The sequence below is a fragment of the Pseudonocardia benzenivorans CB1190 genome, assembly GCF_000196675.2.
In the GTDB taxonomy this organism is placed as follows: Bacteria; Actinomycetota; Actinomycetes; order Mycobacteriales; family Pseudonocardiaceae; genus Pseudonocardia; species Pseudonocardia benzenivorans.
Window position 1 is genome coordinate 131209 of sequence record NC_015314.1, and the last position, 18333, is coordinate 149541.

The 18333-nt window shown below is 72.7% G+C and carries 22 protein-coding genes and 2 pseudogenes; 21 read left to right on the forward strand and 3 right to left on the reverse strand.

Annotated features, from left to right (window positions below; genetic code table 11):
• Positions 1-34 precede the first annotated feature (34 nt).
• The 3 genes from PSED_RS34200 to PSED_RS34210 are packed head-to-tail and all read left to right on the forward strand — an operon-like array spanning position 35 to position 1813.
• Positions 35-352, forward strand: a complete 318-nt coding sequence (locus PSED_RS34200) for a hypothetical protein (RefSeq protein ID WP_013678777.1) — start codon at positions 35-37, stop codon at positions 350-352.
• Positions 349-930, forward strand: a complete 582-nt coding sequence (locus PSED_RS34205) for a DUF6879 family protein (protein WP_013678778.1) — start codon at positions 349-351, stop codon at positions 928-930. The genes PSED_RS34200 and PSED_RS34205 overlap by 4 nt, the downstream gene beginning before the upstream one ends.
• A gap of 19 nt (positions 931-949) precedes the next feature.
• On the forward strand, positions 950-1813 hold the full coding sequence (locus PSED_RS34210; protein ID WP_013678779.1) for a helix-turn-helix domain-containing protein: 864 nt from the start codon (positions 950-952) through the stop codon (positions 1811-1813).
• A gap of 90 nt (positions 1814-1903) precedes the next feature.
• Here the strand turns inward: PSED_RS34210 and PSED_RS34215 are convergent, their stop codons facing one another.
• The 3 genes from PSED_RS34215 to PSED_RS34225 form a co-directional block, all read right to left on the reverse strand.
• Entirely contained in the window at positions 1904-2203 is a 300-nt protein-coding gene (locus tag PSED_RS34215) for a hypothetical protein (RefSeq protein WP_013678780.1), read from the reverse strand.
• Positions 2203-2487 carry a hypothetical protein gene (locus tag PSED_RS34220; protein ID WP_013678781.1) on the reverse strand — a complete coding sequence of 95 codons (285 nt, stop codon included), beginning with the start codon at positions 2485-2487 and terminating at the stop codon, positions 2203-2205. Before PSED_RS34220 ends, PSED_RS34215 begins: the two co-directional genes overlap by 1 nt.
• 120 nt (positions 2488-2607) lie before the next feature.
• On the reverse strand, positions 2608-3027 hold the full coding sequence (locus PSED_RS34225) for a hypothetical protein (RefSeq protein ID WP_041763352.1): 420 nt from the start codon (positions 3025-3027) through the stop codon (positions 2608-2610).
• Between the two features lie 406 nt (positions 3028-3433).
• Between PSED_RS34225 and PSED_RS34230 the strand changes: the two genes are divergently transcribed.
• From PSED_RS34230 to PSED_RS34315, 18 genes and pseudogenes are all read left to right on the forward strand, one after another.
• On the forward strand, positions 3434-4348 hold the full coding sequence (locus PSED_RS34230; protein ID WP_013678783.1) for a DUF4192 family protein: 915 nt from the start codon (positions 3434-3436) through the stop codon (positions 4346-4348).
• Between the two features lie 622 nt (positions 4349-4970).
• A complete protein-coding gene (locus tag PSED_RS34235; protein ID WP_013678784.1) occupies positions 4971-6101 on the forward strand; it encodes an ArdC-like ssDNA-binding domain-containing protein in 1131 nt (376 codons plus the stop codon).
• Positions 6098-6856, forward strand: coding sequence for a hypothetical protein (locus PSED_RS34240; RefSeq protein WP_013678785.1), 759 nt, complete (start codon positions 6098-6100; stop codon positions 6854-6856). The genes PSED_RS34235 and PSED_RS34240 overlap by 4 nt, the downstream gene beginning before the upstream one ends.
• 94 nt (positions 6857-6950) lie before the next feature.
• Positions 6951-7718 carry a hypothetical protein gene (locus tag PSED_RS34245; RefSeq protein WP_013678786.1) on the forward strand — a complete coding sequence of 256 codons (768 nt, stop codon included), beginning with the start codon at positions 6951-6953 and terminating at the stop codon, positions 7716-7718.
• Positions 7715-8485: a hypothetical protein gene (locus tag PSED_RS34250; RefSeq protein ID WP_013678787.1), complete on the forward strand. Its 771-nt coding sequence runs from the start codon at positions 7715-7717 to the stop codon at positions 8483-8485. The genes PSED_RS34245 and PSED_RS34250 overlap by 4 nt, the downstream gene beginning before the upstream one ends.
• 303 nt (positions 8486-8788) lie before the next feature.
• Positions 8789-10411: a ParB/RepB/Spo0J family partition protein gene (locus PSED_RS34255; RefSeq protein ID WP_013678788.1), complete on the forward strand. Its 1623-nt coding sequence runs from the start codon at positions 8789-8791 to the stop codon at positions 10409-10411.
• 74 nt (positions 10412-10485) lie between these two features.
• Positions 10486-10926 carry a hypothetical protein gene (locus PSED_RS34260; protein ID WP_013678789.1) on the forward strand — a complete coding sequence of 147 codons (441 nt, stop codon included), beginning with the start codon at positions 10486-10488 and terminating at the stop codon, positions 10924-10926.
• Between the two features lie 199 nt (positions 10927-11125).
• Complete coding sequence (locus tag PSED_RS34265; protein ID WP_013678790.1) at positions 11126-11629, forward strand: hypothetical protein; 504 nt, start codon at positions 11126-11128, stop codon at positions 11627-11629.
• A gap of 246 nt (positions 11630-11875) precedes the next feature.
• Positions 11876-12295 (forward strand): hypothetical protein, encoded by a 420-nt coding sequence (locus PSED_RS34270; protein ID WP_013678791.1) that lies wholly within the window; start codon positions 11876-11878, stop codon positions 12293-12295.
• A 60-nt stretch (positions 12296-12355) separates the two neighbouring features.
• Entirely contained in the window at positions 12356-12928 is a 573-nt protein-coding gene (locus PSED_RS34275) for a hypothetical protein (RefSeq protein ID WP_013678792.1), read from the forward strand.
• A gap of 75 nt (positions 12929-13003) precedes the next feature.
• Positions 13004-13627: a hypothetical protein gene (locus PSED_RS34280; RefSeq protein WP_013678793.1), complete on the forward strand. Its 624-nt coding sequence runs from the start codon at positions 13004-13006 to the stop codon at positions 13625-13627.
• A 318-nt stretch (positions 13628-13945) separates the two neighbouring features.
• A complete protein-coding gene (locus PSED_RS34285) occupies positions 13946-14359 on the forward strand; it encodes a single-stranded DNA-binding protein (protein ID WP_013678794.1) in 414 nt (137 codons plus the stop codon).
• A gap of 119 nt (positions 14360-14478) precedes the next feature.
• Positions 14479-14703, forward strand: a pseudogene (locus PSED_RS34290) (WhiB family transcriptional regulator); the annotation flags it as partial.
• Positions 14704-14742: 39 nt separating this feature from the next.
• Positions 14743-14856: pseudogene (locus PSED_RS34295) on the forward strand (helix-turn-helix domain-containing protein); the annotation flags it as partial.
• A gap of 147 nt (positions 14857-15003) precedes the next feature.
• Entirely contained in the window at positions 15004-15594 is a 591-nt protein-coding gene (locus tag PSED_RS34300; RefSeq protein WP_013678796.1) for a hypothetical protein, read from the forward strand.
• 133 nt (positions 15595-15727) lie between these two features.
• Positions 15728-16276 (forward strand): hypothetical protein, encoded by a 549-nt coding sequence (locus PSED_RS34305; RefSeq protein WP_041763359.1) that lies wholly within the window; start codon positions 15728-15730, stop codon positions 16274-16276.
• Positions 16277-16699: 423 nt separating this feature from the next.
• Positions 16700-17743, forward strand: a complete 1044-nt coding sequence (locus PSED_RS34310; RefSeq protein WP_233899515.1) for a bifunctional DNA primase/polymerase — start codon at positions 16700-16702, stop codon at positions 17741-17743.
• Positions 17740-17955 carry a hypothetical protein gene (locus PSED_RS34315; RefSeq protein ID WP_013678799.1) on the forward strand — a complete coding sequence of 72 codons (216 nt, stop codon included), beginning with the start codon at positions 17740-17742 and terminating at the stop codon, positions 17953-17955. The genes PSED_RS34310 and PSED_RS34315 overlap by 4 nt, the downstream gene beginning before the upstream one ends.
• Positions 17956-18333 lie beyond the last annotated feature (378 nt).

Genomic DNA, 18333 nt, shown 5'->3' on the forward strand with positions numbered 1-18333 from the left:
CTGGAATATTCGGCATGAGGCACGTGGAGGCGGAATGCTGGTGCAAAAGATCGCGGCCATGGACTGCGAGGGCGGTAACTGCCCGAACACCTACGCGACCGACCGCGGGACCGTGGTCGTACAAGGAGACCTCGTGAAGGACAACTCCCACGCGGTTGTCGTCCCGAGCGAACTGCTGCGGCGGCACGCGGCGGCGATCGGTCACGGGAACTGGGCCGGCCCAGCCGAACAGCTTCCTGGCGATCGCGTTCTCGTGCGGGGCCGTCAGGTGACCGACTCAGACGTGCTGCAGGCGATCGGTGCGCCTGCCAACGAGAACCTGATCGAGATCGGTGAGGTGGTCGCGGCATGAGCGCTGAGGAGCTCGGCCGGATGTACGGCCGCTTCACCGACTACGCGTGGCGCTACGAAGGTCGCGACGTCTACACCGTCGACGGCGAGCAGGAGCGCATCGATGCGTTTCTGCGCAGTGGGGTAGTACCTCGCAAGACCCGGGACAACAACGGGTGGATCCGGGTCGTCGAAGACGTGTGTGCGCGCGGCGCCTCTGTCGGCCGGGTCCGCGTCGTCGGCCACCCCGTTACCGACTACACGCGGTTCGAGTTCGCCGCCTACCCCGACAACATCGACGCAGGGGAAGACGTGCAGGTGATCGAGCGCCAGCAGCTCGATCGTGCTTGGGACTCTGTCCCCGACTTCTGGCTCTTCGACGACACGACGGCATTCGTCCAACACTTTGATGAGGGCGGCCGCTTCCTCGGCGCCGAGCTCGTGGACAACGTCGCGCCGTTCCTGGAGATCCGCAGGATGCTCCTCGAACCTGGTCGCACCGTCGGCGCCGAGCGCTACGCCCTGGACTCCGTCCCCCAACAGCGACGGGGCCACGTGCCCGCGCCGCCGGCGCTGCACGTGCCCTCACTGAGCCACTAGCCGAGAAGGGAACCCGGGATTGCAGAAGGCCAAGCAGCAGCTCGGTGCGCGGTTGCGCTCGCGGCGGAAGGCCGCGGGCCTGACCGGCACCGAGCTTGGTCGGCTGCTCGGGATCTCTCAGGCCACCGTCTCGAAGTTGGAGAACGGACAGGCGCGCGTCGACGAGGAACTCGTACGTGCATGGATCAATCACAGCGCGGACACGAAGGGCGCGGACGCGGAGTCTGTGCTTGCAGCCGCCGTCGACTCTGCCGGGATGGTCGATTGGCCGACGTTGCATGGGACTGGCTGGCGTGAGCACCAGCAACGCTACGACGAGCTCGAACGCAACGCCGCGCTCATCAAGGTGTTCCAGAACGCGCTGATCCCAGGGTTGTTCCAGACCGCCCGCTACGCGCGCTTCCTCATGAGGGAAGTTGTCGGGCTCGAAGCAGAGGCAGCCGACGCGGCCGTCATGGCCCGAGTCAGTCGACAAGACCTGCTGTACCGGCCCTCGACCCGATTGGAGGCCGTCGTTACCGAAGCGGTTCTTCGTCACCGCCTCGGCGGCGCGGCCGTGATGGCTGAGCAGCTGCTCCACCTTGCCGACGTCGCCGACCTGCCGACAGTCTCGTTCCGGGTCATCCCCGTCGACACGGACATGCCGAGCCGGTACGGAGCCAGCTTCGATCTGTTCGAGCCGGGCGCGGACGACGAGCGGACGACCGTCGTCGTCGAACTCGAGGCCAGCGAGTACCGCGAGGATGACCCCGGCCGGGTCGAGCGCTACCGACACCGCCATCAGATCTACCGCGACGCAGCACTCAGCGAGGAAGCCTCCCGGGATCTCGTCCGGCGCCTTGCGCAAGACCTGCGTAGTGAGGTTTTCCCTCCTTCCCCCTGACAAGGTGGCGGCCTCGGATCTCCGACCCCAGTGGTCGCTGTCACCGGGCGGGCCATCGCAGGCCAGCACGCGCAGCCAGGCCTGCAGCGGTCAGTGACCGTCCCCGCTGGTCAGGCCCTTTCGGTTCCGTCGGGGGTCGTTCGGGCCGTCCGGTCCGTCCCGCTCACAGCGGGCCGCAGCGATCGCATCACGGCGCACCTGGTCGGGGACCTGATCCAGGACCAGGGAGACGCTGTCGAGCATCGCGGCCAGCGCGAGCCCGACGTCTTGGCCTCGGAGGCCGGCGTAGGTGTCGTGTATGGCGCGCTTGCGCAGTCGCTGGGCGAACTCGACCACGAGTGCGCGCTCATCACGGAGCCGGGCGGCGGCGCGTTCCTGTTCGGCCCGCATCAGTCCTGCCTGCTGGTCGGGTCGCGGGGGTCGAGGCGGGCGCGGATGTTGTCGGCGGCTCGCCGGACCGCGTGGCGGAGCTGTAGTGGCACCGCCCGGCCCGCCGACAGCTCCACTGCGGTCGCGCGGAAGATCGCTGCGATGCGGGAGGCCAGCCGCGCGTCGGTGATCAGCGGCGTGCCGGTTTCGAGTAACCCGGCGATGGTGCGCAGCGCGGCGGCTTCGTCCTCGGTTTCGGGGTCGACGGGGCGCGCGTAGCGCTCGTAGCGACGGTTCTGCCCCATACGCCCGCCCTCCCGGCCTCTCGTCACACGGGTGGTCGTCGGGGGTGCTTCCCCCACCCCCGACGAGCCCACCGGGCACCCTACCCGAAACACGAACATGTGTTCGAGCGGTGTGGACGGCTATCCGGGTGGGGCTTGTAGCGGGATGTACCCGGCCAGGAGCCGGCCGTCGAGGAGAGCGCGCTGGGTCTGCTGGGTCCGGTCGGGCTCGTGGAGGTCGAGCTGGGTGGCGACCAGGACGGTGAGCCGCCCGCGGGCCTGCGCGGTGGCGTGCCAGTGGTCGGGGATCGCGGGGCCGAGGTCACCGTCGTAGAACAGGCCGTCCGAGGCGGTGATCCGGATCCGCGGCGCGGGGTCGAGGGTGGCCGACCAGCCGGGCAGGGCCGGTGCGGCCTGGAGGGCGGGGTGTTGGGCGGTGTCGGTGAGCAGCGTGAACCCCTGCCCGAGCAGGGCCGCGGTGAGAGCGTCGACCGGCTCGGCGCCGGGCCGGGGATCGCTGGTCTGGACGGTGACGGCGAAGGTCACGGTCAGGTAGGCCACCGCCGGCGCGTCGGGGGTACTGACCAGACCTGGGCTTGCCCATGCGGTGACTGCGTCGATGACGACTCCCCGTTCCGGTGCCGGTCCCGGGTGGACCGCCCCCTGGGGAGTGTCGCGTATCGGTCGGACACCTCTTGGAGGTGGCGACGGTGGGGCCTCGGGTCGGTGGCTGGGTCGGTAGGGGGCGCGGGCAGGCGAGCAGACCCGGGTGGGGCTTCGGCGCCGATAGCGCCCGGCCCCGGTCCGGGCGGGTGGGACAGGCCTCGCCGGGGCTCGGACCCGCAAGCGGGTTCCCACGCCGCCGCGGAGGAGCCGTCCGCTCCCGCCGCTCCCCTGGCGGGGACCCCACCCGGGCCCGCTCGTGAGGGCCGCGTCCCACCGACCAGCCCCTCGAGGAGGCCTTTCGATGACTGTTCCTGCTATCCGGCTCACTGCACACGGTGACCTTGTCAGCACCGTAGGCGCGTTGCTCGGATACCACCCCGCTAACTCACTGGTGCTGCTCGCCTTCGGGACCGGCATCTCCCAGATCGGGCCGGTGATCCGTGCCGACCTTCCCCCGGCGCGCGAGGTTGAGGTCCACACGGCACGGATGCTCGCGATGGTCCCGCCGGAGTACCAGGATCACGCGATCCTGGTGACGGTCAGCACGCTGCCGCGTGAGGATGCGGCTCGGGACGCGTCCCTGGTGCTGACTGCGGCCGGGGTGCGGGTTACGGCCAGTGTCCACACCGCCGGTACTCGGCCCGGGGACCGGTGGTCCTGCCTCGATCCCGGCTGCGCCGAGTCCGGCACGGTCCCGGCCCCGCCCGCGGAGCTCGCGGCCCGCCTGGCCTGGCACGGCCGGCCCACGCTGGACAGCCGGGAGGCACTCGATCAGGCCCTGGCCCCGGGCGATCCCGAGACCTTGGCTCGACGGGCACACCTCCTCGCCGCTGACGCGTGTCCGGAGGTACCGGGCGTGGGCCAGGTCGTCGACGACTACCTGGCGCACCGTGTCCTCGACGACGACCGCGTCCTGGCCCTGGTGGCCGCGATGGCTGATCAGCGCGGCGTGGTCGAGCAGCTCCGCGAGCGCAGCTCGGACCTGCGCGCGGTGCTCGAGGCCCTGGTGCCCGCCACGCCGGCGCCGTGGTCGGCCCACCCGGCGGCGTATCTGGCCCTGGCTGCCCTGCTGCACGGCGACGGCGCCCATGCCGTGGCCGCGGCCACGCGCGCAACCCGCGCCGACCCGACGTCGCTGCTGGCGCAACTGGTCTCCGCCGTCGCCGGCCGCAGCCCCAGCCCGGACACGGTCCGCAGGCTGCTGACCCGGTTCTAGAAGCCCCGGGGCCTGGACCCCGACGACCACCGGCGCCGCCCCGCCCACAGCGGCGGCGCCGGCCGGACCCATCCGCGAGCTCGGGAGAGGAGGTGACCAGCGATGTGTGCAGATGGCTGCTACATGGTCTACGACCGCCAGGCTGGACGGTGGAAGTGCTGCAAGTGCGAGCCGTGATCCATGGGCGCGTGCAGGGGTGGACGGGCCGGCCGCTACCTGGCCCGTCCACCCCGACCGCACTCTACGACCACCCCCCACGCGCTCCGGTCGGTGCGCAACGCGCGGCGGCACAGGGACACCCCCGTTCGGTAGTGCCCGTGTTCAGTGGCGGTTCGGCCGCACCGCGGGCGAGGTGGGCCGTGGTGACTCTGCAGCCCGTCGGGCGGCTTCCCCGACGATGCCGCACCAGCCGCACCCGACGCGGGTGACACCACCGGCTTCACGACGCCTGCTCGCCTCGAGCGGGCGGGGTGGTGTCACGCCGGTCGGGCGAGCGCGCGGCCCCGCCGCGCCACCCGCCGGTCTGCGGGCGAGTCACGTCCCACCGCGACCGGCGGTGGGGCTGCACCAGCCCCATTTCCCCGGGCAGTGCAGCGGTTGATTCGTCTGATCGGAGCCCGCCATGGGACAGACCACCCTCACCCGCAGGACCCCGGCCAAGAGCCGGCGCAAGAGCAAGCGTCCGGCTCCGACCGAGGAGCAGCAACAGGCACGCCGTGAGGCGGTCCACGCCGCGCACGAGGACATGATGGCCCGCCTCGAGCGGATGGCGGCCGACCCGGTCGAATGGTTGGAGTTCATCGAGACCGTCGCCGAGTGGGGTGCGCGGTACTCGCTGGGCAACCAGATCCTGCTCATGCTCCAGGCCGCCGCGCGCGGGGTCGAGCCGCGCATGTTCATGGCCTACGGCGGCCGCGACGGGAGTTCGGGCTGGCGCAAGCACAAGCGCACCGTGATGGCCGGGCAGACGGGGTTCAAGATCTGGGCGCCGGTCAAGCGCCGGGTGCGCGAGGACGAGCGCGAGGACTACGAGCGGCGCACCGGGCGCCGGCTCGTGCGTGACGCGCAGAACCGGCTGCCGGTGGTGGTCGTGGGGTGGAAGTTCGAGCGGACCTTCGAGCTGTCCCAGACCGCGCCGCTTCCGCCGTGGGCGGACAACTACGTGGTGCCCACCGTGCAGGTGCGGCGCCGGGTGAAGCTGCACGGCGGTAAGCAGGCTGTCCTGCTCGACGGGAATGACCCGACCGGGGTCTACGACGACGTGGTCGCGATGATCGCGGGCGAGGGTTACGACTACGCCCTGGCTGAGCCCGGCAGCGGGTATCTGGGCGCGGCGAACGGGGTGACCGTGGCCGGGCCGGGGACGCGGCTGGTGCGGGTGCGAGGCGACGTCAGCCACGCCCAGCGGCTCAAGACCGCCATCCACGAGCTGGCCCATATCCGGTGCGGGCACCTCGACCAGTTCTCCTATGTGGCGCCGGTGGCGCACCGCGGCCGGGCCGAGACCGAGGCCGAGTCGGTGGCTCACATCGTGTGCAAGGCGTTCGGTCTGGACTCCGAGCCCTACACCGACGCCTACGTGATGGGCTGGGCCGACGGCGACCTGGACGTGGTGCGGGCCGCCGCGACCACCGTCCTGCGGGTGGCGCGCGACATCGTCGACGAGCTCGCCCCGATCGCGCCGTTCGACGGCACACGCGACCCGCAGCCCGAGGACCACACCACCGCCACCACTGCGGCGGTGGCGGCGTGAGCGCGGTGGAGTTCTCGGTGAGCGTGGTCGACCTCCCGGCCGCCGAGGCGACCCCGCTGGCCGTGGCGTTCGACGAGCACGAGCTGGTGTGCGGCGACGACCCGGGCAGGGGGCGGGTCGGGATCTACCTGGGCGCCACCTACACCAGCACCTGGGGCGGGTACGGGGCCGTAGCCGACGAGCACCTGCCGGGGTTGCTGCGCGCGGTCGCGCCGGGCGCGACCTGGCTGGCCTGGGACGACCCGCACGAGGGCTACCTCGGCAGCGCCGCGCTGTATGCCCCGGACCTGGGGCTGTGGACCGGCGAGTGCGACAGCTCCGGCGCGGTCTACGTCCTGGCCGACGCACTACCCCGACCCGAGGTCGTGCTGGCCGACCCGGCCGCGGTGGTTACCGGCACCGGGCTGGCTTGGCGGGACCGGGTCAGCGAGTGCCGCTCGCGGATCGCCGCCGACCCATCGTTGGGGTTCGTCCCCACCGGCCGCCCGGTGTGGGCGGAGTGGAACCGCCCGACCGGGCTGATCTACATCGACGATCCGGTCGAGGGGACACAGGTCGTGCACGCCCCACCCGGGCCGGCGCTCGGTGCGATCGGCGAGCCGATCGCTCGTTCCGCGGCGGCGGCGTTGGGGCAGGCGGGGTGGCAGCTGATGCCCACCGCGCTCTCGGGCGCGCCCTGGTCCCCGGCCGGGCATGTCACGCACCTCGCGCAGGTCTACCGGCCCGCGCCACAGGCGGCTCCGGCCGCGACCTGACACCGCCACGCACTGCGGCGCCTCGCGTCCCGACAACCGGGGCGCGGGGCGCTGTTGTCTACCCGCGTCACTTATAGAGATTGGACCCGTTTCGATGACGACCCTGGCTGACATTCGCCGCATCTTCTCCGTCCGTGGCGTCGACTCCGACCGGATCACGCAGCCCACAGCGCCGGGCGAGGCCCAGTTCTTGTTCACCACCCCCCTGGGTGGGCAGGTGTGGTTCGCCCCGCACGAGCAGGACCGCCAGCGCATCGGTTGGGCCTACAGCGCGTGGAACCGGCACGGCGAGCTGACCGAGGCCGGGCGCACCGACACCACCGCCCCGGAGGGGCTGCTGCCGGTGCTGGGGCGCCACCAGGAACCGGCCACCGCGCCGGCCAGTCGGCGCCAGCTCGACACCCTGCGCGCACTGGCCAGCCCCACTGAGCACAGCCCGTGGGCGATGAGCACCACTGCGGCGCCGGACCGATGGATCCTGGGGCTGTTCGTGGCCTGGACCCAGCTGCGCGAAGCCGACGCCGGCAGCGTCTGCGGCGGTGATCTGGTCGAGCAGGTCGAGCGGGCGTTCACCGCGATCGGGCTGACCGACGTCGAGCTCGACGACGACGGGGACGCATCGCTCGACGAACTCGCCACCCTCGTCGACTCCGGCCCGGCACCAGATGGTGAGGATCCAGCCGTGCCGATGATCGCGGCCTACCTTGCCCAAGCTCTGGACCACGCCCTCGAACCGGCCCGGAATCGGGGACTCGACCATCAGCTCGGCGTGCTCACCGTCGACGACCTGGCCGCCGAGATGGCCGCGGGCCTGCGCCGGAGCGGGTTGCTCGCCCCAGCACTCGGGGCGGTGAACGCGTGAACCGCCCCGAGCACAGCGCCCGGGAAATCGGCGCGCGCCTCGCGGCCGCGCTGGGCACTCTCGACGAACAGACCTGGCGGGTCACCGAGCACCACCAGCGGGTGCTGCTGGTCAGCGCGGGCGGGGACCGACTGGAGCTGCACATCCGCGGCTACGGGCCGCAGGCGGGTCGGGTGATCGTGCGTTGCAGCGACCCCGCCGACGCCCGCGACGTGCCGATGCGCGCGCTGGGCGCCACGATCACGGTGTCCCCGACCCGCCCGGCCGAGCAGATCGCTGCGGACGTGTGCCGGCGGCTGCTGCGGGCCTACCGGACCGTGCGGCCGGCTGCGCGGGCGTGGCGGGCCGCCGACGACGCCCTCGCCTGCGCCGAGGGCGCTGTCCTCGACGAGGCCGAGCGGCACCTGGGGCGGCTGGCCGGCACCGTCGTGAGGTCCGGCTCGCCGCACCTGACCGAGCTGACGCTGACAGCCGAGCACCCCTACCGCGGGGCGGTCGAGCAGGTTCGGATCAGCCAGGTGAGCCTCGGGCACGAGGTCACCGGCCCTGTCGAGCAGGAGGTGCCGCTCGGCGGCGGGCGTGGGCCGACGTATGCGCGCGTGGGGCTGAACGTTCATCCGCGGCTGCTGCCCGCCCTGACCAGGGCTCTTGCTGAGATCGCGGCCACCACCGATGTGGGCGTGGTGCCGCCACATCAGTGCCCGCACACCCACGAACCGGGCTGTCCGCACGGTCACGACCACCTCGCCGAACACAGCGAGGAGTAGGAGGCCAGGAGGGTGTGTCCGCCCCGGCCAGGGGCGGACACACGCTGGCAGCTCTGGGGGTGGGCAGGCGATGAACCTGCCGCGGGATCCCCCCGGGTGAACCCGCCCGGCAGACGAACCCGGCCACCGACCGGCGAACAGGGGGCGGGTCCACACCGCGGCGACCACGGCAGAACCCCCGCCTGCCCACCCCCAGAGCTGCCCGAGCCACGTGGTGCGCCCCCGGGCTACGCGGGGCGCACCGCCCCGGGCAACGCGTGCACGCGGACCCGGGGCGGGCCGCTACCCCTGTGGGAGGTCTTGATGACCGCAGAACCGACCCCGACCACCGAGACGGCTGTGCTGGACGCGGCGGCGTTCGGCCGGCTGGCCCTGGTCGACCCGAACACCCTCGAGCTGGAGGTCAACACCCGCCTCGACGCGAACCTCGACCCGCACTTCTGCGCCTCGATCCGTGACCGCGGGGTCCAGGAACCGATCACCGTGCGCCGCCGCGCCAGCGACGGGACGCTGGTGGTGCGCACGGGCCAGCGCCGCACCCTGGCCGCAGTCCGGGTCGGCCTGACCCAGGTGCCGGTGATCATCTCCCCCGAACCGGCCACCGAGGACGGCGACGCGCTCGACACCGGCAGCGACGACTACCGGGCCGGGCAGGCCGAGCGGATCGTCGACCAGCTCGTCGAGAACCAACATCGCCGCGGGATCACCGACGCCGAGGAAGTCGCCGCACACCAGCAGCTGCTCGGGCTCAACTTCAAGCCGTCCGAGATCGCCAAGGTCGTCCGCACCAAGGCCGACCGGGTCCGCCAGACCACCCAGGCCGCCCAGAGCAAGCGGGCGGTCGCGATCGGGTCCCGCTACGAGCTGGACCTGGTGCAGATGTCGGTGATCGCCGAATTCGAGGACGACGACGAGGCGGTCAAGACCCTCGCCGCCGTCGCGGTGCGGGAGCCGGACCGGTTCCGCCACGTCGCACAGCGGCTGCGCGACGCGCGCGCCGAGCAGCAGGTACACGCGGCCGCGGCCGCCGAGCTGACCGAGGCCGGGGTCAGCGTCATCGACCGCGACGACCACCGCTACGCCGACGCGACCGAGCTGTTCCGGCTGCGGCCCAGCCCCGAGGACCCCGAAGAGACCGCCCTCGAGGAGGAGACCCACCGCAGCTGCCCCGGCCACGCCGCGGCAGTGACCACCGTCCACCACTGGCGCGAGGGCCCCCAGGCCCGGGTCCGCTGGCTGTGCCTGGACCCGGCCACCCACGGGCACGCCCCGCTGCGCGAGAGCATGCGTCCCCGCACGGGCGCCGGTGGCGGTGCGGGTGAGAGCGACGAGCAGCGTGAGGCCCGGGAGGCCCGGGAGAAGGAGGCCCAGCGCGCCGAGCGGCAGCGGGTGATCGCCAACAACAAGGCGTGGGTCTCCGCCGAGACCGTGCGCCGGGAGTGGCTGGCCGAGCTGCTGGCCAAAAAGGCGGCCCCGAAGGGCGCGGCGATCTACGTCGCCGCCGAGCTCGGTCAGGGCGCCCACGCCCTGCGCAAGGCGATGGAGTCGGGCAACACCCTGGCCTGCGAGCTGCTCGGGCTCGACGCCCCGGACGGGGGCGGCTACTACAGCGGGCGGGTCAACCCGCTCGCCGAGGCCGCCCGCACCACCAGCACGGCCAGGGCCGGGATGCTGTCGCTGGCGTTCGTGCTGGCCGCCTACGAGGCCAGCACCCACCGCGGCAACTGGCGCAACGCCGACCCGGCCACGCAGCGCTACCTGACCCAGCTGCGCGAGTGGGGCTACCCGCTCTCCGAGGTCGAGCAGCTCGCCCTCAACCCCGACGCCGACCACACCACCGCCGACCCGGACGACGGCGGCGATACCGGCGACGACCCGGACCACGACGGATCGGGCGAGGCAGAGCCCGACGACGAAACCGACTGACCCACCCCCTGGGGGCGGGGCGCCACCCCGCCCCCAGGGGCTCTCCCGCACACCACGGACGAAGGAGATCGACGATGACCGGCCACACCGCGGCCCCGGAACCGGACGACTACGACTACATCCTGTTCACGTCCCGCCGGCACGCCGACGCGGTTGACGTCCGCATGGTTCAACTCGGCCACGCCATACCCGCAGCCTTCCGCCCGGGATACGGCTACTACTACGGACACGGCGACCCCGATCTGTACCACAGCAACGCCGTCCACGATCTGGGCCTGATGCCCGACCGCACGACGTTCCGGCACCCGCAGATCGCCAGGTCGGCCGACCTGGTCGACTACATCGGGCGCGAGCTCACCAGATACGAAGCCCTGCTCGAGCAGGATGAACCCGTCCACGACGAGGTCTGTCGACACCGCGAGGACCTCGCCCGCGTGCAGCGCGAACTGACCGAGGACGAAGCCACCTACGACACGCTCGCAGGGCAGCAGGCACCCGAGACCGAACCCGGCTGATCCCGGGCCGAGGCACCCACCGGCAGCGCAGCGGCACCCCCGGCCGGAGTTCTGGCTGTACCGGCTGCGCGAGTGGAGTCACCCGCTCTCCGAGCCGAGCAACTCTGACGACGAGACCACCTGACCGGCCACACCCCCGGGGCGCGGCGCCAGCCCCGCCCCGGGGTGTCCGGCACACCACTGATGAAGGAGATCGACGATGACCGACACCCGGCATGGGCCCGACCAGCTCAACCGTGACGCCCAGTTCCTGCCGCAGACCACCGACGACCAGCGTCCCGCGCTGCGCGTCGGCGACGTTCTGGTCTGCGCGTACTGGAAGCCCGGACCGCTGCTGCAGGTCAGCATCGACACCAGCGACCTGGCCGCCGAGTTCCCGGACAACCCGCCGATGCAGGTCGCACTCAACGACGGCATCGTCTACCAGCTACCCGCACCCACCGCCGACGGCGGCGGTGCCGCGGTGTGCGCGCTCGATGACCGGTCGTTGTTCCAGCAGCTGGCGTTGACCGAGTACACCGAGCTCTACGGCGGTGCCGGGTTCGACTACCCCATCGCCGTCCTGGTCGCCGAGATCGACCTGCGGATACCCGGCGGTCTCGAACGGCTCGCGGCCCATTTCGACAAGCACGACGCGGGTGATGTCGTGCGCGCCTGGTTCACCCACCCGGCCGCGTTGCTGGCCATCGCCCGCGCTGGGTGAGCACCCCGTCCGGGGTGTCGGGGCTCGGTGGGTGACGCCCGAAGGTCAGCACACCGGGGGCGGTCCGCGGCGATGAACCGGCGCCGACACCGAGCGGGTGAGACGAGCTCGCGCTGCTCGTCGGCCTGGCGGCCGATCCCACCCGCTCGGGCCAGACCGAACCCCCGCCGCCCCGTGCGGGCCGCCCCCGGCGTGCTGAGGCGGGGCCGCGTCACCCACCAGCCCAACACCACCGGGAGAGCCCAGATGACCACGAACCCCCTGACGTCGACCACGAGCCCCCTCGACGCCCGGCGCGGCCTGCACGTCAGCATCCTGCGCGCGGCGGACCTGCCCGACTGCTCGAACGGCGGGATCTCCGGGCAGGTCACCCGTGTGACCCTGGTCGGGGACCTCGTCGACTACTACGACGCTGCCGTGCTCGCGCCCGACGAGCACGCGCCGGCGGTGCGGCTGATCGAACGGGCCGGCATGTACGGCATCGCCGTCCCCGACCGGGCCCGCCCCGACCGGGCCGGGCCGATGGCCTCCGGGGCATTCCTCTACAGCAGCGACTCCCGGTTCCGCGCGCTGTCGGCGCACCTGGGCTGCGGCGGATCGGCGATCCCGCTGCACGACCGGTTCGAAACCGCCGAGCAGTACGCCGCCCTGTCCAGCGACTACTGACCCGCCCACCCGGGCCGGGTGCCGCGCCACCGGCCGTCATGCCTTCTTGGGAGGTCTGCCATGTCTGTCACCTTTAGCCCCGCCCCGCCCGCCGGGGGCCCGGTTGCCCTCGGCGCGAGCCTCGAGTGCCCGGCGTATCCGCCGGGCGACCGGCGCTACTTCGCCGACTACGACGCCGCTCGCGCCGGGCTGGCCGACCATCACCGGTACTGCACCCACCCCGACTGCGGCGAGCACGCCTACCGCCCGTTCGTGGTCATGCACTACAACACCGACACCGAACCGAGCCTGAACGTCGGCATCGGCAACGCGATGCTGCTGCTGCGCGCGCTCGGGATGGTCGCCGAGCTCGGCGCCGACGACGTCCAAGAACCCCCACCCGGCGCGCCGCCACCACCGGAGCAGGACACACCCCTGGTCGGGGAGCTCGCGGCCGAACAGATGCTCGGCCGCGTCGAGCTGGCCCTGGCACTGGCACCCGCCGATGCCGGCGTCCCGACCCGAGACCTCAACGCCGCCGGCACCGTCGTGGACTTCGGCCGCCGCCCGGGCTACCTCCAGGACCGGCTCGCCGTCCTGCGCGAGGTCGCGCTGTTCGCCCGCGACCAGGGTCGCGACGTCATCTGGCACTGACCACACCACCACTGGAGATGGGGGCGGCGCCGCACGCGGTGCCGCCCCCATCGCCGTCGTGAAGGGACACCAGCCATGGAAGAGATCGAGATCGCCGAGGTGCCCGGTGGCCGGGTACGGGTCCTCCCCGACGACGCGCCCCAGTCGCCGCGCGACTGGGGCACCGTCGGTCACCTGGTACTCGACGTCGCCCGCCACGCGTTGCCGTGGGAGGACCACACCGGCCAGCTACCGGAGCTGTGCGAACGCGGCGGCTGGGACCTGGCCGCCCGCTACCTGACGGTGTTTCACGATGCGGTGGTGGTGCCGGTCTGGGGCTACGCCCACGGTGACCTCGTTCTGCACGCCGGGGAGCGGATCGGGTGCTTCGCCGACCGGTGGGATTCCGGGCAGGCCGGGCTGGCCTACCTGGCCCGCGACGAACTGGCCACCGCGTGCGGGGGCAGCTACCCCGGTGACGAGCAGGCCCGCGCTTATCTGCGCGGCGACGTCGAGACCTATGACCAGTGGGCACGCGGGCAGGTCGTGGGCTACATCGCCGAACAGTGGACACCGTGCCCCGCCGGTACGGCGTGCGAGCACATCGGGTGCGGTGGCGGGCACTGGGTCGAGATCGACGCCTGTTGGGGCATCTACGGCATCGACGACGCGATCACGCAGGGCGCGACCACGATGGCCGGTGGGCGGCACCCCCGGTAGCGGCGGTGCGCAGTCGATACGGGCTCGGACGCCGGGGGCCATCGGCGTCTGGGGCTCGTCACCGGGGGTGCCTCCCGAACGCGTGTCGGAGCTCGGTGTGGAGACGCCCGAAGGTCAGCACACCGCGGTGGGGGTCGCGTCGATGAACCGGCACCGACACCGAGCGGGTGAGACGAGCTCGCGCTGCTCGTCGGCCTGGCGGCCGATCCCACCCGCTCGGGCCAGGCCGAACCCCCGCCGCCCCTGACGGGCCCCACCACGGCGCACTGAGGCAGGGCCGCGTCACCAACCAGCCCGACACGCTCCAGGAGGCACCCCATGAACGACCAGACCTACATCGGCAACATCGGCAAGAAGCCCACCTTCGAGTTCAACGAGCACACCGGAAAGGCGCGGCTCCAGTTCTCCCTCGCGGTCAACAAGCGCTACCAGGACCGCGAGTCCGGTGAGTGGCGCGACGGCCGGACCCTCTGGCTCAACGTGGTCGCGTTCGGCCCCGTCGCCGAGAACGCCAGCAACCTCAGCTCCGGTGACCCGGTGGTCGTGATCGGCGAGCTGGTGGACAACTCGTTCACCGTGACCGACGACGACGGCCAGTCGCGCGAGATCCCGCGCACCGAGGTGCGGGCCAAGATCGTGACGGCCGACACCCGGAAGGCGGCGATCACCGTCGCCCGCCAGCCGCGGCGTGAGCACACCGGTTCGACCACCGCCCCCGAGCCGGCCGCCTGACCCCCGGCGGCTACCGGGCGGGGCGCCCAGCCCACAGCGGCGGCGCCCCGCCCGGTCTCCACCCCGGCCCCGGCCCACCGGGGCCGGTCCTGTCCGAGCCCGATGTGAGGTGAGCAGAGATGGATTTCCGCGACCACGACCTGCCCTGCCGGGCCGAGGACCCGGAACTGTTCTTCCCGGTCGGCACCGGCGGACCCGCCGCCCGCCAGATCGAGGAGGCCAAGGCGGTGTGTCGGCGCTGCCCGGTCACCGCGGCCTGCCTGTCCCGGGCGTTCGAGCTCGGCGCCGGCGGGGTGTGGGGCGCCACGACCCAAGCCGAACGCCGCCGTGCAAAGCGGCACGGCCCGGGCCGTTCTGCTGCGGGGCCCAGCCCGCAGCAGGAACGGCGAGCCGCTGCGGTGGCCTGCGTCCGCCAGGGCGCCCGGCGCGTCGCCGTCGCCGCGCAGTACGGCATCAGCTCGCGCACCCTCGACCGCTGGCTGGTGGCCAGCGCCTGACCGTGGTGGAACAGCGCCGGACGTGCCGCTCCGCCACGAGCACCACTCCCTGCGCCCGCGGGTGCGGGGCCGAGCCGCCGCTGCCGCGGCGCCCGCCCGGGGCCCTCGGGCGCTGATGAGGCAGATCACGACGACCTGGAGATCAGTATGGCTATCACTGTGTGCGGGCCCGCCTGCACTCTGGAGACCAAGAACAGTGGCCGGGCCTGCGGGGATCCGCAGCAGTCCTACGCCGGAGCAGTGCTCGAGACCTACGAGGTCAACGGCTACGACGACAGCGACCTCATCGCCGCCGTCTGGGACGGCGAGCGGGTCACCGCCCGCGAGTACGCCAGCACCCGTGGCTGGACCTACCACAACGGCGCGTCGGTCGACGCGACGCCGCAGGTTCAAGCCGCAGCCCTGGCCTGGTACCGGCGCCGTCTGCTGCCGCACGTGTTCGAGATCGAGCAGACCAGGGCCGCCGCTCCCCGGGTTGGCCGCCACGTCCGTTCGCTCACCCGGCGCGGCAAGAACGTCGGGATTACCGGGGAGGTCCGGTGGATCGGCCCGGACCGCTACGCCCGCGGCTGCGGCGAACGCGTCGGCATCGCGATCCCGGGCGAGGACACGCTGCGCTTCCTGCCCGCCCACAGCGTCGCCGTGCTCGATCCGGAGCCGGTCGACGAGCAGGCGCTGCGCGACTACGCGGCGACTGCCCGCCCCGCCAGCTGGCGGTGCGCGCTCGACTTCGCCTAACCGACCGGGGCCTATCTGCCAGCACCCCACCTGTTCTCACTGGCGACCGCACCGGTGGCCTCCCCACCTCGCGGCACGCCCGCTCGGGGGCGGCCGAGTGTGCGGACGCCTCTCGATCGAAGGGACCTACCTGATGACTTCCCCCCACAAGGAGCACTCCGGCGGCGACACCGCGGGTGGGCAACTCGGGCCCGATCCGGTGCAGGTCGCTGCCGCCGCGGCGTCGGCAGCGCTGTCCGAACGTGAGGCAGCACGCCAAGCGCTGCCGCTCGACCCCGGAGTGGCGGCCTGGCCGCAGCTGCGCTGGGAACCGGCTGGGACCGTCGACATCACCCAGATGTGGTGTTTCTGGTGCGACGAGCCGATGATCTGGCACGTCGGCGAGTACGCCTGGCACGTGGTCAACCCCGGTGAGGTCTTCGGCGACCTCGACGCCCCGTTCACCTACCTGCACGCCGGGTGCGTTCCCACGCTGTACAGCCGCGAACGGCTGACCCACGCGCGGCGCGCCCTACGCCAGCACCACACCCGCTACCAGCAGGCGGTGACCGCCGCCTACGGCGCCAACCAGCGGCGGGAACCCGACGACGACCAGCACGCCGAGATCGATGACCGCGCCCGGAACATCGCCGCCGCCGTCGGTGAGCTGCTCGACCTGCTCGATGCCGAGCCCCGCCTGTGAGCTGGCGCCGCACCGGATGCGTCGTCGACCGTCTGTACACCTGTCACCGCAACTGAGCTGCAGGAACTACCACCCCGCTGAGGGAGCGGCTACGCCGCGCTGACCCGATCACTCGGTGTCGGACCGAGGGTGCGGGCGTGCTTCTCCCGCGTCCAGGGCGCCTTCCGCGTCGCTACGCGACAGCCCTAGCGGGCTGCCCTGGACCCGCGAGCCTCGGCACACCCTGCGGCACGCCCCAAGGGGCAGGCGCACACGGCCTGCCCCACCGGGCGGCCCGACACCACCACGACCGCGCCCGCCTCGGCAGCAGCATCGACCTCAGGGAGACCTGATCACATGATCACCACGACCAGCACTGATATGTCCCGGACCCGCACCGACGGGTGCGATGCTGAGCCCCGGACCCGGGAGGGGGAGCACCGCATGCCACGCACGCGCCGCCGCACACCTCGGCGGCAGGATCCGGAGGTGGTGCGGCTGCGCCGGGTCGCGCTCGACGCGGCCGCCGCTGGGCTGTTCGTGTTCCCGGTCCAGCCCGGGGGCAAGCTCCCGGCCGTCCCGCGGCACAGCGCCGAGCGCTGCCGCCAGCGCGGGATCTGCGCCGACGGGCACCGGGGCTGGGAGCAGCGTGCCACCCGCGACCGCGCCCAGATCTGCCGCTGGTGGTCCGGCGACGAATCGGCCCGGTTCAACGTCGGGATCGCCTGCGGCCCCTCCGGGATTGTGGTCATCGACCTCGACACCAGCACCGAACCGCTCGACGGCTGTGGCGGGGCGACCACCGGGCGCGAGGTGCTCGACCAGCTCACCGCCCGGCACGGGGAGACGCTGCCCGACACCTACTCGACGATGACCCCGACCGATGGTGAACATCTCTACTACCGGATGCCCGAGGGCGTGGAGCTGCGCAACACCCACGGCGGGCACGGGCACAGCCTGGGCCCGCTGATCGACACTCGCGGCGGTGGCGGATTTATCGTCGGTGCCGGCAGCATCCGCCCGGAAGGGGCCTACATGGTGGCCGAGCACGGCCAGATCGCCGAGCTGCCCGACTGGCTGGCCACCCTGCTCACCCCGCCCCCGCCGCCGGAGCCCCGCCAGGGCGAGCCGATGGCGTTGCCGACCCGGCGGGCCAACGCCTACGTCGCCGCGATCCTCGCCGGCGAGACCGCTGCCGTCGAACAGGCGCCGAAGGGCCAGCGGCAGATCACCCTGCTCACCGCCGCCCGCACCCTGGGCCGTCTGGTGGGGGGTGGGGAGCTCGACGCCGACAACGCCCACGCGCTGCTTCTCGACGCCGCCTCGGTCCACATCGGCGTCGACGAGTTCACCCACGTCGAGGCCGAACGGACCATCACCCGCGGGATGGCCTACGGCGCCCGCGCGCCCCGGCGCATTGACCGCCGCGCCACTACTGCCGATACCGGCAACGGGAACGCTGATGGCGAAGGTGGGGAGGCTTCGTGACCGGGCGCTGGCACCGGGTGCGGGTGCACTGGCACGACGGACGCGCCCACGACGACGCGATCCGCGGCCGCACTGCCGGCGAGGCGCTGGCCAACGCGACCGCGAACTGGATCACCGAGAACCCCCACGGGCGGGCCGCTCGGGTCGAGCACCTCCCCAACCCCGCCGACCCCCGCGCCGAGTTCGAACAGGAACCCGGTGCCCGCACCTAGCCGACGGGCTGGCCTGGAGGTCGTCGGCCGGGAGTGACCGCCGCACGCTGCACGCCCGGGTGGGCCCGGTGCGATGAACCGCTCGCTGACGCCATCCGGGCGGGATCACCCCGCCGGTGAGCCTCACGGGTCGCTGCCGGGCAGTGGTGATCCCACACCGGATGGGCCAGCGGCGAACCCCCGCCCGGGCCCATCCGGTCGTGCCCAGACAGGTGCTGTCACTCACCGGCACGACCTGGAGGCAGCACATGACTGTTCACGACCGCACCATCGAGCCCGCTCAGGACCCCGCAGCGCTGGGTGAGTTCATCCCGGACCGGGTCACCGTCCACCGGTGCCCTTGCTCGACCCGGTCCGTGGCCCTGAACCCGGCCGATC

Bases quoted from the DNA above. Each gene is read 5' to 3' on its own strand.
- PSED_RS34220 (WP_013678781.1), bottom strand. From the start codon at position 2,487: ATGGGGCAGAACCGTCGCTACGAGCGCTACGCGCGCCCCGTCGACCCC.
- PSED_RS34265 (WP_013678790.1), top strand. From the start codon at position 11,126: ATGACCGACACCCGGCATGGGCCCGACCAGCTCAACCGTGACGCCCAG.
- PSED_RS34245 (WP_013678786.1), top strand. From the start codon at position 6,951: ATGACGACCCTGGCTGACATTCGCCGCATCTTCTCCGTCCGTGGCGTC.
- PSED_RS34300 (WP_013678796.1), top strand. From the start codon at position 15,004: ATGGCTATCACTGTGTGCGGGCCCGCCTGCACTCTGGAGACCAAGAAC.
- PSED_RS34280 (WP_013678793.1), top strand. From the start codon at position 13,004: ATGGAAGAGATCGAGATCGCCGAGGTGCCCGGTGGCCGGGTACGGGTC.
- PSED_RS34275 (WP_013678792.1), top strand. From the start codon at position 12,356: ATGTCTGTCACCTTTAGCCCCGCCCCGCCCGCCGGGGGCCCGGTTGCC.
- PSED_RS34205 (WP_013678778.1), top strand. From the start codon at position 349: ATGAGCGCTGAGGAGCTCGGCCGGATGTACGGCCGCTTCACCGACTAC.
- PSED_RS34260 (WP_013678789.1), top strand. From the start codon at position 10,486: ATGACCGGCCACACCGCGGCCCCGGAACCGGACGACTACGACTACATC.
- PSED_RS34305 (WP_041763359.1), top strand. From the start codon at position 15,728: ATGACTTCCCCCCACAAGGAGCACTCCGGCGGCGACACCGCGGGTGGG.
- PSED_RS34310 (WP_233899515.1), top strand. From the start codon at position 16,700: ATGCCACGCACGCGCCGCCGCACACCTCGGCGGCAGGATCCGGAGGTG.
- PSED_RS34270 (WP_013678791.1), top strand. From the start codon at position 11,876: ATGACCACGAACCCCCTGACGTCGACCACGAGCCCCCTCGACGCCCGG.
- PSED_RS34215 (WP_013678780.1), bottom strand. From the start codon at position 2,203: ATGCGGGCCGAACAGGAACGCGCCGCCGCCCGGCTCCGTGATGAGCGC.
- PSED_RS34255 (WP_013678788.1), top strand. From the start codon at position 8,789: ATGACCGCAGAACCGACCCCGACCACCGAGACGGCTGTGCTGGACGCG.
- PSED_RS34200 (WP_013678777.1), top strand. From the start codon at position 35: ATGCTGGTGCAAAAGATCGCGGCCATGGACTGCGAGGGCGGTAACTGC.
- PSED_RS34230 (WP_013678783.1), top strand. From the start codon at position 3,434: ATGACTGTTCCTGCTATCCGGCTCACTGCACACGGTGACCTTGTCAGC.
- PSED_RS34285 (WP_013678794.1), top strand. From the start codon at position 13,946: ATGAACGACCAGACCTACATCGGCAACATCGGCAAGAAGCCCACCTTC.
- PSED_RS34235 (WP_013678784.1), top strand. From the start codon at position 4,971: ATGGGACAGACCACCCTCACCCGCAGGACCCCGGCCAAGAGCCGGCGC.